This window comes from Bradyrhizobium sp. GW821-FHT12B03 (genome assembly GCF_058807535.1).
Genome location: NZ_JBXAQU010000001.1, coordinates 354364 through 368364, shown reverse-complemented (window position 1 = coordinate 368364; position 14001 = coordinate 354364). Strand labels below are relative to the sequence as shown.

Genomic DNA, 14001 nt, shown 5'->3' with positions numbered 1-14001 from the left:
GGGCTCGGCGGTGCTGGACAGGATCAACGGCAGCCTGCGGTGATACGCGCCTTGCGCGGCAGCCACCTCTCGACGAGGAGAGGCGGTCTAGGGTTCGGGCCTGCACCGGTCCAGCGACAACACATCGCGCTCTAATGGACGGGTTCGGGCTCGGCTGCGGCGCGGCCCGAATAGGCCAATCGGCCGGCCGTCCAGTATTGCTTGCAGGTCTCGAACAGCGTTTCGCCGTCCATGGTCAGGCCGCCCGCATTGACGAGCACGCCGTCCGCGCCGATCGGCTTGTTCAGCAGCGACAAGATGCGCTTCAGAAGGCCCCCTTCGAACCGCTCGGCGAGAAGAGGATCGAGCTGGAGCACCACGATCCTTTGGCTGCGATACCGAAAGATCGACATGTCCCGCACCGATCGCCAGGAGATGGTGTCGTCGGCGATGCGGGTGTCGCGAATGCCGACGCGGGTGATGAAGACGACCGGCTCCCCGGAGGAGATCAGCGTCCAGAGCACCTTGCAGGTGGCCAAGCCGAAAAACACCACGCCGAAATAGCCGAGCGCGATCTGGAACGTGGTGACGTCCCTGGCGTAGTGCCAGCTGAATGCGAGCGCGGCACAGAGCAGCGTCAGCAGCAGGCCGGCCGCCAGGAGCTTGAACAGCCGCGGCAGGGAATAGCCGATCGCAAGGTTGGGCAAGTTCTGACTTTCGGACATTTTGAGCGCCACCAGTCATCTGCAACCGGGGGCCTACCAAGACCCTCCTCCCAGAGGGTTAGGACTGGAACCTTGCGCGAGGCTGCCCACGGGATTGCGAGGCAGGAGCAGTTGAACGCGCGGTGCTCCGTCCGCGACTAACCGCCAGTTGGCCCTCCCCTTCCCCAGGCGGGCCGTCAACGGCTCACGCGTGCGGTGCGACCATGAAGCTTGCCCTCGTTCTTCCGCTTGCTCTTGCCGCGCTCGTCGGCGCCGCCCGGGCCGAGGAAGCCGACGACATCCGCGAGGCCACCAAGGCCGAAGCCGAGACCTTCAACACGCGCATGTATGCGGGCGCACCCGGCAACAAGGCCTATGCCTGCTTCGTCCGCCGCTACGATGCCGGGCATCTGGCGCGGCATCCGAAGCAGAAGGTCGCGTCGATGAAGCTGCTGATCTCCGCGGAAGTCGACACGGAAGACAAGCAGTTGCACAACTCCTTCCGGCTCGGCTTCAGATATCGCCATCGCAGCGGCGATTTCGATTCCAGCGGCTCCTGCAATCACGCGGTGTTCACCAGGGACGGCACCGAGATTCGCCTCGGCTGCGGCGTCGACTGCGAAGGCGGCGGCATCGGCGTCGCCCTCTCCAAGGACGACAAGTCGGCCATCGTGCGGCTGGCGCGGGTCAGGGTCTGGCAGAACAACAAACCGGATGACGATGCCGAGCAATCGCTGGTCGCAGGCGCCGACGACGGGATTTTTCGGCTCGACCGCACCGACAATGCCGAGTGCGCCTCGCTGGTGACCGATCGCAAGGAACTCGCGGCGCTGCGCCACAAGTGATATGCCTTCGGCAAAGTCAGGCGTAGTTGTTGTTTTACGCATGATCTTTCCGGAAAACCGCTTCACACTTTTCCGGATCGTGCTTCGAGGGAGATGGTCATGAATCGCCGCAACATCCTGTGGAGCGCCGTTTCGGCCTTGGGTGCGGCGCTTGGCGCCTCCAGCGCGAAAGCTGCGACCGAGGCGCCTGCATCGAACAAGCTCAAGGTCGTCTATCACCTCAGTGACGCCGAGAAGGTCAATTTCGTGCTCGGCAACATCCAGAACCACATCGACGGCGTCGGCGGCGCCGATCGCGTCACGATCGCGCTGGTCATCCACGGGCCGGCGCTGAAGGCGTTTCACTCGGCACAGGCCAACCCCGATGTCAGCAAGCGCGTCGGCGATTTCTCCAAGGACGGCGTCGAGCTCACTGCCTGCGGCAACACCATGAAGGCGCAGAACGTCACGCTGACGGATCTGCTGCCGGGATTCGTCAGCGCGGAAAAAGGCGGCGTCGTTCGCCTCGCCGAGCTGCAGTCGCAGGGGTACCTTTACTTGCGGCCGTAGCCGCCGGGAAATCGGTGTGCTCCCTCCCCCGCTTGCTGGGGAGGGTTGGGGAGAGGGTGTCTCCGCAATGAGGAGCCCCCAAGAGGAGAAAGCCCTCACCCGACGCTTCGCGCCGACCTCTCCCGCAAGCGGGAGAGGTGCAGCAGAGCCAGCGGCCGGCACCGAAATCCAATCCTTCCATCGCGCTTGACTTACCCATAACCCCGCGGTTATGAATTAATCCATAACTCCCTGGTTATGGATTCGCATGTCCACCGCTCACGATCTCCTGTTCAGGATGCTGGCCGATCCGACCCGGCGGGCGATCTTCGAGCGGCTGTGCCGCGACGGGGAGCAGACGGTCGGGGCACTGACGGCGCGGTCAGGCGTTTCCCAGCCGGCGGTCTCGAAACATCTCGGCGCGCTGAAGCAGGCCGGCCTCGTGCGTGACCGCCATGAGGGACGTCAGACACACTACAGCGCGCAGCCCGCCGCGCTCGATCCGCTGCGCGACTGGACCAGCCAGATGGCCGGCTTCTGGCAGAACCGGCTCGATGCGCTCGACGATCTCCTGAAGAGGATGGACCAATGAACGAATCCACGGCTGAGACGCGCTCCGTCGTCATCGAGCGCGAATTCGCCTTTCCGGCCGAGCGGATCTGGCGCGCGCTGACGCAGCCGCATCTGATCGAGGAATGGCTGATGAAGAACGACTTCAAGCCGTCGGTCGGTCATCGCTTCAATCTTCGCGGCGAATGGGGCGGCGTGCTGGACTGCGAGGTGCTCACCATCGAGCCGCAGAAGACGCTCGCCTACACCTGGAATTTCGCGCATGAGGACGCCGCGTTCGACCTCAAAAGCGTCGTCACCTTCACGCTGACGCCGACAAGTGCAGGCACGCATCTGCGCGTCGAGCAGGCGGGCTTCAGCCCGACGCAGAAACAGGCCTATGGCGGCGCGCATGCCGGCTGGAAGCAGTTTTTCGCCAGGCTGGACGAGGTGCTGGCACGGGCTGACTAGTCCGGCGCCGACCATCGTTCGGTCGTCTCAAGAGGAGGTTTTGTTGACCGGGAATATGTGGGTTCGCCAGATCCATCGCTGGCTGTCGATCGCCTTCACGCTCGCCGTCGTCGCCAACATCGTCGCGATGACCATGCAGATCCAGGCCGCGTGGATCGGCTTCCTGGCGCTCGTCCCGCTGCTCCCGCTGCTGGCGACCGGGCTGTATTTGTTTGCGCTGCCCTATCTTGACCGGCGCAGCGGCATGCAGCGCGAGGCCGGGTCATGAAGAAGGCCCTCGCCGTGACGACGAGCAGCACGAAGGGCGCGAGCGGAGCGTCAGCGTCACCGTCAAAACTGATCGACGGCAGGATCAAGGAGCTCGGCGACTGGCGCGGCGAGATGCTCGGGCGGATTCGCGCGCTGATCAAGGACGCCGACCCTGAGGTCATCGAGGAATGGAAGTGGCGCGGCGTTCCCGTGTGGGAGCACGACGGCATCATCTGCACCGGCGAGACCTACAAGGCCGTCGTGAAGCTGACCTTTGCCAGGGGCGCGGCGCTGGATGATCCGGCCGGCCTGTTCAATTCCAGCCTCGACGGCAATGTTCGGCGCGCGATCGACATTCGCGAAGGCGAAAAGATCAACGAGAAGGCGTTGAAGGCGCTGATCCGGGCGGCGGTGGAATTGAATGGGTCCAAGAAGAAGCCCGCCAAGAAGCGATCGGCTTAGAACTTCCCGGCCTCGCGTTGATCGCTTCAGCAGCCGCGGACTGCCTCTAACCTCTCCCGCTTGCGGGAGAGGTCGGCGCGTAGCGCCGGGTGAGGGCTCTCGCCTCTAGGGGAGTCCCACTGCGGAGACACCCTCTCCCCAACCCTCCCCCGCAAGCGGGGGAGGGAGCGCATCTCCCTCGCGGCAGCCACAAGCTAATCTCGTCGATGCTCCAGGAGTTGTCGGCGGCCTCAGGCCGCCGCCGGGATCGGGCGCGGGCTCACGACATATTCGCGCAGCACCTTGTCGTTGCCATCGACCTCGATCAGCGCGACGTCGTAGGTCCAGAGGTCCGCCAGATGCTGGAGCACGCGTTTGGCGTCGGTCTCGTTGAGCTGCGCGCCCTTGATGACGTGGTGATGCAGGATCAACCGGCGATCGCCGGAGAGATCGACGTCGACCACCTCGATATTGGCGTCGATGTAGCCGACATCGTGCTGCCGCGCCAGCTCGCGCCGCACGCGGCGGAAGCCGCGCTCGTCATGGATGGCGTCGACCCGGATGCCGGCACGCTCCTCGGGATCGTCGTGCAGGTGGAACATGCGGAGTTGCCGCATCAGCTTCGGGCTCAGGAACTGGCCGATGAAGCTCTCGTCGCGGTAATTGGCCCAGACGTCGCGCAGCACGCCCATCACGTCGTTCTTGCCGGCGATGTCGGGGAACCATTCGCGGTCCTCGTCTGACGGGCTGGTGACGATGCGCTCGATGTCCTGCATCATGGCGAAGCCGAGCGCGTAGGGATTGAAGCCGGAGAAGCGCGGATCGTCGAATTCGGGCTGGAACACCACATTGGTGTGCGATCCCAGGAATTCGAGGAAGTTGCCGTCGGTGAGCCGGCCCTGCTGGTGCAGCTTGGTCATGATGCGATAGTGGACGTAGGTCGCCGTCCCCTCGTTCATCACCTTGGTCTGGCTCTGCGGATAGAAATATTGCGCGATGTGGCGGACGATGCGCAGCAGCTCGCGCTGCCAGGGCGCCAGCCGCGGCGCGCTCTTCTCCAGGAAATAGAGCAGGTTTTCCTGCGGCAGGCCGAGCAGCTTGCGGCGGCGTTCGAGGGAGATCGCGGACCGGGTCTTCGACGCCCCCTTGGGCACTGTACGCCAGAGATCGTTGAAGACCTCCTCTTCGTGCTGGCGGCGACGGCCGGCACGCTTCTCTTCCTCGCGCAAATCCAGCTTCTTCTTGCCGGGATAGCGGTCAATACCGTGCGACATCAGCGCATGCGCCGCGTCCAGCGTGCGCTCGACCTCGGTGCGGCCGTAGCGCTCCTCGCATTGCATCACGTAGTTCTTGGCAAAGTCGAGATAATCCAGAATGCCGTCCGCGTCGGTCCACTGCCTGAACAGATAGTTGTTCTTGAAGAAGTGATTATGGCCGAAAGCGGCGTGCGCGATCACCAGCGTCTGCATCGTCGCCGTGTTCTCCTCCATCAGGTAGGAGATGCAGGGCGAGGAGTTGATCACGATCTCGTAGGCGAGGCCCATCAGGCCCTTGCGGTAGGAGGCCTCGTGATAGGCGAACTGCTTACCGAACGACCAGTGCTTGTAGAACAAGGGCATGCCGACCGACGAGTAGGCATCCAGCATCTGTTCGGCGGTGATGACTTCGATCTGGTTCGGATAGACGTCGAGCCCGAGATCGTTCTTCGCTATCTCCTCGCAGGCATCGGTGATGCGCTGCAAGGTGTGGAAGTCCCAATCCGCGCCTTCGAACAATCGTTCCGTCATGGAGCGGCTTTCTCCTGAGAATTTTCGCGGCGCTGGAACAGGTCGTGGAACACCGGGAAGATCTCGCTGCGCTCGCTGACCTTGCGCATCGAGAGCGGTGCGCCGCTGTTGCGCAGGCGCTCGTAGAGGGTCCAGAGTGAGGAATCGGAGAGATCGAAGGCGCTGCCGCCGGATTCCCCGACCTCGAGATAGGCGAAGAACTGGCAGGCCGGCAGGATCTTGTCGGTCAGCAGCATGCCCGTGAGCTCGCCGTCGGAATAGGAATTGTCGCCGTCGGAGGCTTGCGCGGCGTAGATGTTCCAGTCCGACGGATTGAAGCGCTCGCGCACGATCTCGTGCATCGCCTGGAGCGCGCTGGAGACCAGCGTGCCGCCGGAGGCCGGACCGTAGAAGAAGGTCTGCTCGTCGACCTCCTCGGCGCGGTCAGTGTGGCGGATGAAGACGATCTCGACATGCTTGTAGCGGCGCTTCAGGAACACGTAGAGCAGCATGTAGAAGCGCTTGGCGAGATCCTTCATGTGCTCGGACATCGAGCCGGAGACGTCCATCAGGCAGAACATCACGGCCTGCGCGACCGGCTTCGGCATCGTCTCGAAGCGGCGGTAGCGGATGTCGAGAGGATCGATGAACGGAATCCGCTTCGTCTTCGCCTTCAGCCTATCGAGCTGGGCGAGAAGCTCCACACGCTCGTCCTCGTCGGTGCAGGCGGCGATCGCGGCTTCCAGCTCCTCGATCTCGTCCTTGCGGGGACGCTTGAGCGCGATGCGGCGCGCCAGCGCGAGCCGCACCGTCCGGCTCACCGAGATGTTGGCGGGCGAACCCGACGTGGTGTAGCCGGCGCGCTGGATGCCCTCGCTCTCGGTCTGCGCGATCTTGCGCTTGGCAAGATCCGGCAGCTCGAGGTCGTCGAGGAACAGATCGACGAATTCGTCGCGGCTCAGCACGAAGCGGAAAGCGTCTTCGCTGTCGCCTTCGCCGGGACCGGAATCCTTGGCGCTGCCCTGGCCGGAACGCTGGAGGTAGTCGCCCTCGACGAACTTCTTGTTCCCGGGCAACACCATGTCGCGCGTTCCGCCTTCACGGCGGAAGCGCGGCTCGTGCATCCCGTCGAGGGGGATCGTGACCTCACCACCCTCCAGGACGTCCTTGATGTCGCGTTCCTGCGAGGTCTTCTTGACGGCGCCCTGCACCAGGGATTTGGCCCGACGCAAGAACCGCTGCCGGTTCTCAAGACTCTTGCCGCCTGGATTCAGGCGCCTGTCAATAATGTGAATGGCCACTTTCCCATCCGCCTCAACCGGCCTGCTTCACGCGCATGTACCATTCGACGAGCCGGCGAACCTGACGCTCGGTGTAGCCGCGCTCCACCATGCGTGCGACGAACTCGCCGTGCTTCTTCTCCGTCTCGCCGTCCTTCTTCGACCCGAAGGAGATGACCGGAAGCAGGTCCTCGACCTGAGAGAATATCCGCTTTTCGATCACATCGCGAATCTTCTCGTAGGAGGTCCAGGTCGGATTCTTGCCGCCGTTCTGGGCCCGCGACCGTAACGAGAATTTGACGACCTCGTTGCGGAAGTCCTTGGGGTTGGCGATTCCCGCCGGCTTCTCGATTTTCGTCAGTTCCTGGTTCAAAAGCTCGCGATCCAGCAGCTGGCCGGTGTCGGGATCCTTGAAGTCCTGATCCTCGATCCAGGCGTCGGCATAGTCGACGTAGCGGTCGAACAGGTTCTGGCCGTAATCCGAGTAGGATTCGAGATAAGCCTTCTGGATCTCGTTTCCGATGAACTCGGCGTAGCGCGGGGCGAGATCCGCCTTGATGAATTCGAGGTAGCGCTTCTCGACTTCCTCGGGCAGCTGCTCGCGCTTGATCGACTGCTCCAGCGCGTACATCAGGTGCACGGCGTCGGCGGCGACCTCCTGCGGATCGTGGTTGAAGGTTGCAGCCAGGATCTTGAAGGCAAAGCGCGTGGAGACGCCGTCCATGCCCTCGTCGACGCCGGCGGCATCGCGGTACTCCTGGACGCTGCGCGCCTTCGGATCGGATTCCTTCAGGCTTTCGCCGTCGTAAACCCGCATCTTGGCGAACACCGTGGAGTTCTCGTGCTTGCGCAGCCGCGACATCACCGAGAACCGCGCCAGCGTCTCCAGCGTCGAGGGCGCGCACGGTGCGGCCGCGAGCTCCGAGCCCTGGATCAGCTTCTCGTAGATCTTCTGCTCTTCCGTGATCCGCAGGCAATAGGGCACCTTGATCACGCAGATGCGGTCGATGAACGCCTCGTTGTTCTTGTTGGACTTGAAGCTCGCCCACTCGGCTTCGTTGGAGTGCGCGAGGATGACACCGGTGAACGGGATCGCGCCGATGTTCTCGGTGCCGATGTAGTTGCCCTCCTGCGTCGCGGTGAGCAGCGGGTGCAGCATCTTGATCGGCGCCTTGAACATTTCGACGAACTCGAGCACGCCCTGGTTGGCGCGGTTGAGGCCGCCCGAATAGCTGTAGGCGTCGGGATCGTTCTGCGCGTAGGTCTCGAGCTTTCGGATATCGACCTTGCCGACCAGCGAGGAGATGTCCTGGTTGTTCTCGTCACCGGGCTCGGTCTTGGCGATACCGATCTGGCGCAGCCGCGACGGCTGGATCTTGGCGACACGGAATTGGGAGATGTCGCCGCCAAAGGCTTCCAGCCGCTTGTAGCACCACGGGCTCATCAGACCGGTGAGGCGCCGGCGCGGAATGCCGTATTTCTCCTCCAGCATCGGGCCGAGCTGATCGGGATCGAACAGGCTGAGCGGGCTTTCGAACACCGGCGAGAGTTCGTCGCCGGCCTTGAGCACGTAGATCGGATGCACTTCCATCAGCGACTTCAGCCGCTCGGCGAGCGAGGATTTGCCGCCGCCGACCGGACCGAGCAGATAGAGGATCTGCTTGCGCTCCTCCAGGCCCTGCGCCGCGTGGCGGAAGAAACCGACGATGCGCTCGATGGTTTCTTCCATGCCGTAGAAGCCGGCGAAGGCCGGATAGGTACGGATGGTGCGGTTCAAAAAAATACGGCCAAGGCGTGGGTCCTTGGCCGTGTCAATCGTCTGGGGTTCACCGATCGCCGCTAGCAATCGTTCGGCCGCATTCGCGTATTTCATGGGATCGCTTCGACACGATTCCAGGTATTCCGCCATCGACATGTCGTGCTGGCTTCTCGCCTCGAACGACCGAGCGAAAGCGTTGAATAGAGAATCGTTGTACATGATCCCTCTCCGCGTGAGTTCCGCTACACAAGCTGAAACGAAAGCGTTACCGGACCGTTCCTCAGGCCGTTTCGAATCAGCGTGAGCACATGACGATCATTGGACACCCGGGGGCCGACTCGACGCAACGCACAACGTAGGCAACCGGGTGAGTTACGAACAGGCACCTGCCTGTTATTTATGCGAATCTATGTCTATCTTCGCTCATTTCCAGCAAATGTCACTCGGCCGCAACATCCGGGCGTTACCGGGGATCAGCCTTTCCGGCGGTGCAGCATAGCCGTCGGCCGGCGGCAGCTTTATGACGCTTGTACGGCCAAGCTTTGTGAGGCCGAGCCTTGTACACACGAGCCTTGTACACACGAGCCTTGCGCACACGAGTCCTGCGCGCCCTGATCGCGGTCTCGCCGCAATGCAGTGCGTGAATCGCTCGCAGCATGACAGTCACGGCAGGCGCGCAGCAATGTGTCAAAATCGGTCGCCAGTCCATCGGGGCGAATGATGACGCGACCGTCCTGCACGCCGCGCGACGCCGCGCGGTCCTTGGCGCGGATCCAGGAGAGCTGGCGCTGCAAGGCCGGCGTCGGCGTCAGCACGATCATCCTTTGGCCGCGCCACTCCGCGGTCGAAACCTCCGCAATCGACTCCCACAGCAGGAATTCATTGCCGATGCGGAGATCGCGGATGCCGAAGGCGGTGACGACCACCACCGGCCCCCGTTCGGCCGGAAGCATCCAGATCAATCGGCTGGTCGCCAGACCGAACAATGCGACGCCGGCATAGCCGAGCGTCGTATCGTAACTGCCCAGGCCGTCCCACACGTCGAAGGCCAGGCTGGCGCTGAGCAGGGTCATCGCAAAGCCCGCCGCGACCAGCAGCCGCAGGTGTGTCGCGCATGGGTTGATTTCGAGATCGTGAGCCGCATCGATGCCGACGACCGCGGCGACCGATTTCGGACTTTCGGCGACGGCGAGCGTAGGGCCGTCCGGATGTACGTGCATGCTTTCCCCCAGCATGGCCATTCGCGACCGAGCCATCACGTATCAGGCGAGACGTATCAGGCGGATCGCAATCCGCTGACACCTCCGTGCAGCGGCCAGCAAACGCTACGCAACGAGACCTCGGCCGAACTGTCCCGGCCAACGACTTTTTACGCAACACAGCCACTGTCGCCTGGATCGTCATGATCGCGACGGAGTTACACTGAGAGTATGACGCCTATACCCTTGATTGGTTCCCTCCCGGGAGCATGTGGGCTACAGGATAGCGCGTCAGGACCGGCGCGGAAACCCCTCGCCCGCAGGCTTGGAGATAAATAAGCATCATGAATCCCGTCAAAGAACTGGAAAAGCACGGACAAGCCGTCTGGCTGGACTTCCTGGCCCGTGGCTTCATCGCCAAGGGCGACCTGAAGCGGCTGATCGATACCGACGGCGTCAAGGGCGTCACCTCCAACCCCTCGATCTTCGAGAAGGCGATCGGCAGTTCGGACGAATACGACGCCCCGATCGGCAAGGCGCTGAAGCGCGGCGACCGGACCGTGGCCGACCTGTTCGAAGCCGTCGCGGTCGAGGACATCCAGAACGCCGCCGACGTGCTCCGCCCGGTCTATGACCGCCTCGAGGGCGGCGACGGCTATGTCAGCCTGGAGGTCTCGCCCTATCTCGCGATGGACACATCAGGCACGGTCGCCGAGGCACGGCGGCTCTGGAAGGACGTCAACCGCAAGAACCTGATGGTGAAGGTGCCGGCGACGCCGGAGGGCCTGCCGGCGATCGAGACGCTGATCGGCGACGGCATCAGCATCAACATCACGCTGCTGTTCTCGAAGGCGGTCTACCTCCAGGTCGCGGAGGCCTATCTCGCCGGTCTCGAGAAGTACGTCGCGGGCGGCGGCGACCCCTCGCATGTCGCGAGCGTGGCGAGCTTCTTCGTCAGCCGCATCGATTCGGTGGTCGACAAGCAGCTGGACGAGAAGATCGCGCGCGCCAACGACCCCAGCGAAAAGGAGCGGCTCGCCGCGCTGAAGGGCAAGGTCGCCATCGCCAACGCCAAGGTCGCCTACCAGGATTACAAGAGGCTGTTCTCGGGTGCGCGCTGGGAGAGGCTTGCCGCCAAGGGCGCCAAGCCGCAGCGCATGCTGTGGGCCTCGACCGGCACCAAGAACAAGGACTACAGCGACGTCCTCTATGTCGAGGAGCTGATCGGCCCCGACACCATCAACACCGTGCCGCCGGCAACGCTGGATGCGTTCCGCGACCACGGCAAGCCGCGCGACAGCCTGGAGGAGAACGTCGAGGACGCCTATCGCGTGCTGGAAGAGCTGGAGCGCTCCGGCGTCTCGCTGGACGCCATCACCGAGGAGCTGGTCAAGGACGGCGTCAAGCAGTTCGCGGATGCCGCCGACAAGCTCTACGGCGCCGTCGCCCACAAGCGCGCCACCGTGCTCGGGCCCGCGATCGACCGCCAGCAGCTCTCGCTCGGCGAGGGACTCGGCAAGGCCGTTGCCAAGAGCACCGAGGAATGGCGGGCATCGGCCAAGATCCGCAGGCTCTGGCAGCGCGACAAGTCGGTCTGGACCGGCACCGACGAGGACAAATGGCTCGGCTGGCTCGACAGCGCCGCCAAGGCGGACGTTGCCGACTACGAAGACTATGCGAGCCGCGTGAAGGGCCAGAAATTCTCCGACGCCGTCGTGCTCGGCATGGGCGGATCCAGCCTCGGGCCCGAGGTGCTGGCCGAGACGTTCGGGAAAAAGCCCGGCTTCCCGAAGCTGCACGTGCTCGATTCCACCGATCCCGCGCAGGTGCGGGCGATGGAAGCCAAGATCGACATCGCCAACACCGTGTTCATCGTCTCCAGCAAGTCCGGCGGCACCACCGAGCCGAATGCGATGAAGGACTATTTCCACGAGCGCGTCGCGCAGGCGGTCGGGCCGAAGGTGAAGACCGGCTTCCGCTTCATCGCGGTGACCGACCCCGGCTCGTCGCTGGAGAAGGCGGCCAAGAGCCTGAACTACGCCCGCATCTTCCATGGCGAGCCCTCGATCGGGGGCCGCTATTCCGTGCTCTCGCCGTTCGGCCTCGTGCCGGCGGCAACCGCGGGCATCGACGTCAAGACCTTCATCAAGCATGCGCTCGCGATGGCCCGCTCCTGCGGACCGGACGTGCCGCCGAGTGAGAACCCGGGCGTGCAGCTCGGTCTCGCCATGGGCCTCGCCGGCCTCGATGGCCGCGACAAGGTGACGATCCTGTCGTCGAAGAAGATCGCCGATTTCGGCGCCTGGGCCGAACAGCTGATCGCGGAATCGACCGGCAAGGAAGGCAAGGGCCTGATCCCGATCGACGGCGAGCCGCTGGGCGAGCCATCGCTTTACGGCAACGACCGCTTCTTCATCGACATCCGCACCGAAGGCGAAGCCGACGCCGACCATGACGAGAGGCTTGCCGCGATCGAAGCGGCCGGCCATCCCGTGGTGCGCATCGTCATGAAATCGATCGACCATCTCGGCCAGGAATTCTTCCGCTTCGAGATGGCGACAGCGGTGGCGGGCAGCGTCCTCGGCATCAACCCGTTCGACCAGCCGGACGTCGAGGCCGCCAAGATCAAGACCCGCGAGCTGACGTCAGCATACGAAAAAACCGGCGCGCTGCCGGCCGAGGAGCCCGTGGTCAGCACCGCCGAGGTCGACCTCTACACCAACGACACCAACGCTGCCGCGTTGCGCACGATGGGAGCCAATGGCGACCTCACCTCCTGGCTCAGGGCGCATATCACGCGCTCGCGGCGCGGCGACTATTTTGCCCTGCTCGGCTACATCGCGCGCGACAAGGCCACGATCGAGGCGCTTCAGGAGATGCGGCGCGCCGTGCTCCAGAAGCGACATCTGGCGACTGCCGCCGAGTTCGGTCCGCGCTTCCTGCACTCGACGGGACAAGCCTACAAGGGCGGGCCCGACAGCGGCGTGTTCCTCCAGATCACGGCCGACGATGCCAAGGACCTGGCCGTGCCCGGCCAGAAGGCAAGCTTTGGCGTGATCAAGGCGGCGCAGGCGCGCGGCGATTTCGACGTGCTCACCGAGCGCGGCCGGCGCGCGCTTCGGGTGCACCTGAAGGGTCCGCTCAAGAAGGGTCTCGCGGCGCTCAACGCCGCTCTCACCGACGCGCTGAACTAGGGGAATCTCTCAGATGCAACTCGGCATGATCGGCCTCGGCCGGATGGGCGGCAACATCGTTCGCCGGCTGATGCGCCAGGGACATTCGACCGTGGTCTATGACAAGGACGCCAAGGCCGTCGCCGGCCTTGCCGCCGACGGCGCAACGGGCTCCGCGACGCTAGAGGAGTTCATCGCAAGACTGGAACGGCCGCGCACCGCCTGGGTGATGCTGCCGGCGGGACGCATCACCGAGACGACGATCGACACGATCGCGGCCGTGATGCAGGAGGGCGACGTCATCATCGACGGCGGCAACACCTTCTGGCAGGACGACGTCCGCCGCGGCAAGGCGCTGAAGGAGCGCGGCATCCATTATGTCGACGTCGGCACGTCAGGCGGCGTCTGGGGGCTCGACCGCGGCTATTGCATGATGATCGGCGGCGAGAAGCAGGTGGTCGACCGGCTGGATCCGATCTTCGCCGCGCTCGCGCCCGGCGCCGGTGACATTCCGCGCACCGAGGGACGCGAGGGGCGCGATCCCCGCATCGAGCAGGGCTACATCCACGCCGGCCCCGTCGGCGCCGGCCACTTCGTCAAGATGATCCATAACGGCATCGAATACGGCCTGATGCAGGCCTATGCGGAAGGTTTCGACATCCTCAAGAACGCCAACATCGAGGCCTTGCCGGCGGATCATCGCTACGATTTCGACCTCGCCGACATCGCCGAAGTCTGGCGGCGCGGCTCGGTGATCCCGTCCTGGCTGCTCGACCTCACCTCGACCGCGCTCGCCGACAGCCCGGCATTGGCCGAATATTCCGGCTTCGTGGAGGATTCCGGCGAAGGCCGCTGGACCGTGAATGCGGCGATCGACGAGGCGGTGCCGGCCGAAGTCCTGACCGCGGCGCTCTACACACGTTTCCGTTCCCGCAAGGAACACACCTTCGCCGAAAAAATTCTCTCGGCGATGCGTGCGGGTTTCGGCGGCCACAAGGAGCCGAAGCAGCCGGGCGCTTCGAAGCCGAAATGAAAAGCCGAAGCAACACGTAACAGAG

The 14001-nt window shown here is 64.1% G+C and carries 13 protein-coding genes; 8 read left to right on the top strand and 5 right to left on the bottom strand.

Annotated elements, in window-relative coordinates; all coding sequences use genetic code 11:
• Positions 1 to 131: 131 nt before the first annotated feature.
• Positions 132 to 704 carry an STM3941 family protein gene (locus AC1RUR_RS01830; protein WP_492840738.1) on the bottom strand — a complete coding sequence of 191 codons (573 nt, stop codon included), beginning with the start codon at positions 702 to 704 and terminating at the stop codon, positions 132 to 134.
• A 203-nt stretch (positions 705 to 907) separates the two neighbouring features.
• Between AC1RUR_RS01830 and AC1RUR_RS01825 the strand changes: the two genes are divergently transcribed.
• The 6 genes from AC1RUR_RS01825 to AC1RUR_RS01800 all read left to right on the top strand — a co-directional run bounded on the left by AC1RUR_RS01825 (position 908) and on the right by AC1RUR_RS01800 (position 3787).
• Positions 908 to 1528 (top strand): hypothetical protein, encoded by a 621-nt coding sequence (locus AC1RUR_RS01825; protein ID WP_492840736.1) that lies wholly within the window; start codon positions 908 to 910, stop codon positions 1526 to 1528.
• A gap of 99 nt (positions 1529 to 1627) precedes the next feature.
• Positions 1628 to 2077, top strand: a complete 450-nt coding sequence (locus AC1RUR_RS01820) for a DsrE family protein (RefSeq protein ID WP_492840734.1) — start codon at positions 1628 to 1630, stop codon at positions 2075 to 2077.
• Positions 2078 to 2324: 247 nt separating this feature from the next.
• Complete coding sequence (locus tag AC1RUR_RS01815; RefSeq protein ID WP_492840732.1) at positions 2325 to 2648, top strand: ArsR/SmtB family transcription factor; 324 nt, start codon at positions 2325 to 2327, stop codon at positions 2646 to 2648.
• A complete protein-coding gene (locus AC1RUR_RS01810) occupies positions 2645 to 3076 on the top strand; it encodes an SRPBCC family protein (RefSeq protein ID WP_492840730.1) in 432 nt (143 codons plus the stop codon). Before AC1RUR_RS01815 ends, AC1RUR_RS01810 begins: the two co-directional genes overlap by 4 nt.
• 55 nt (positions 3077 to 3131) lie before the next feature.
• Entirely contained in the window at positions 3132 to 3344 is a 213-nt protein-coding gene (locus AC1RUR_RS01805) for a hypothetical protein (protein WP_492841568.1), read from the top strand.
• Complete coding sequence (locus tag AC1RUR_RS01800; RefSeq protein ID WP_492840728.1) at positions 3341 to 3787, top strand: DUF1801 domain-containing protein; 447 nt, start codon at positions 3341 to 3343, stop codon at positions 3785 to 3787. The genes AC1RUR_RS01805 and AC1RUR_RS01800 overlap by 4 nt, the downstream gene beginning before the upstream one ends.
• Before the next feature lie 230 nt (positions 3788 to 4017).
• Here the strand turns inward: AC1RUR_RS01800 and AC1RUR_RS01795 are convergent, their stop codons facing one another.
• From AC1RUR_RS01795 to AC1RUR_RS01780, 4 genes are all read right to left on the bottom strand, one after another.
• Positions 4018 to 5553, bottom strand: coding sequence for a SpoVR family protein (locus AC1RUR_RS01795; protein WP_492840726.1), 1536 nt, complete (start codon positions 5551 to 5553; stop codon positions 4018 to 4020).
• Complete coding sequence (locus AC1RUR_RS01790) at positions 5550 to 6827, bottom strand: YeaH/YhbH family protein (RefSeq protein ID WP_492841566.1); 1278 nt, start codon at positions 6825 to 6827, stop codon at positions 5550 to 5552. Before AC1RUR_RS01790 ends, AC1RUR_RS01795 begins: the two co-directional genes overlap by 4 nt.
• A 19-nt stretch (positions 6828 to 6846) precedes the next feature.
• Positions 6847 to 8790: a PrkA family serine protein kinase gene (locus AC1RUR_RS01785; RefSeq protein ID WP_492840724.1), complete on the bottom strand. Its 1944-nt coding sequence runs from the start codon at positions 8788 to 8790 to the stop codon at positions 6847 to 6849.
• A 299-nt stretch (positions 8791 to 9089) separates the two neighbouring features.
• Positions 9090 to 9812: an STM3941 family protein gene (locus tag AC1RUR_RS01780; RefSeq protein ID WP_492840722.1), complete on the bottom strand. Its 723-nt coding sequence runs from the start codon at positions 9810 to 9812 to the stop codon at positions 9090 to 9092.
• A gap of 302 nt (positions 9813 to 10114) precedes the next feature.
• Here AC1RUR_RS01780 and AC1RUR_RS01775 point away from each other — a divergent pair, with 302 nt between their 5' ends.
• Positions 10115 to 12964, top strand: a complete 2850-nt coding sequence (locus AC1RUR_RS01775) for a bifunctional transaldolase/phosoglucose isomerase (protein ID WP_492840720.1) — start codon at positions 10115 to 10117, stop codon at positions 12962 to 12964.
• Between the two features lie 13 nt (positions 12965 to 12977).
• Positions 12978 to 13976 (top strand): phosphogluconate dehydrogenase (NAD(+)-dependent, decarboxylating), encoded by a 999-nt coding sequence (gene gnd, locus AC1RUR_RS01770; protein ID WP_492840718.1) that lies wholly within the window; start codon positions 12978 to 12980, stop codon positions 13974 to 13976.
• Positions 13977 to 14001 lie beyond the last annotated feature (25 nt).

Bases quoted from the DNA above. Each gene is read 5' to 3' on its own strand.
- AC1RUR_RS01830 (WP_492840738.1), bottom strand. From the start codon at position 704: ATGTCCGAAAGTCAGAACTTGCCCAACCTTGCGATCGGCTATTCCCTG.
- AC1RUR_RS01825 (WP_492840736.1), top strand. From the start codon at position 908: ATGAAGCTTGCCCTCGTTCTTCCGCTTGCTCTTGCCGCGCTCGTCGGC.
- AC1RUR_RS01820 (WP_492840734.1), top strand. From the start codon at position 1,628: ATGAATCGCCGCAACATCCTGTGGAGCGCCGTTTCGGCCTTGGGTGCG.
- AC1RUR_RS01815 (WP_492840732.1), top strand. From the start codon at position 2,325: ATGTCCACCGCTCACGATCTCCTGTTCAGGATGCTGGCCGATCCGACC.
- AC1RUR_RS01810 (WP_492840730.1), top strand. From the start codon at position 2,645: ATGAACGAATCCACGGCTGAGACGCGCTCCGTCGTCATCGAGCGCGAA.
- AC1RUR_RS01805 (WP_492841568.1), top strand. From the start codon at position 3,132: ATGTGGGTTCGCCAGATCCATCGCTGGCTGTCGATCGCCTTCACGCTC.
- AC1RUR_RS01800 (WP_492840728.1), top strand. From the start codon at position 3,341: ATGAAGAAGGCCCTCGCCGTGACGACGAGCAGCACGAAGGGCGCGAGC.
- AC1RUR_RS01795 (WP_492840726.1), bottom strand. From the start codon at position 5,553: ATGACGGAACGATTGTTCGAAGGCGCGGATTGGGACTTCCACACCTTG.
- AC1RUR_RS01785 (WP_492840724.1), bottom strand. From the start codon at position 8,790: ATGTACAACGATTCTCTATTCAACGCTTTCGCTCGGTCGTTCGAGGCG.
- AC1RUR_RS01780 (WP_492840722.1), bottom strand. From the start codon at position 9,812: ATGGCCATGCTGGGGGAAAGCATGCACGTACATCCGGACGGCCCTACG.
- AC1RUR_RS01775 (WP_492840720.1), top strand. From the start codon at position 10,115: ATGAATCCCGTCAAAGAACTGGAAAAGCACGGACAAGCCGTCTGGCTG.
- gnd (WP_492840718.1), top strand. From the start codon at position 12,978: ATGCAACTCGGCATGATCGGCCTCGGCCGGATGGGCGGCAACATCGTT.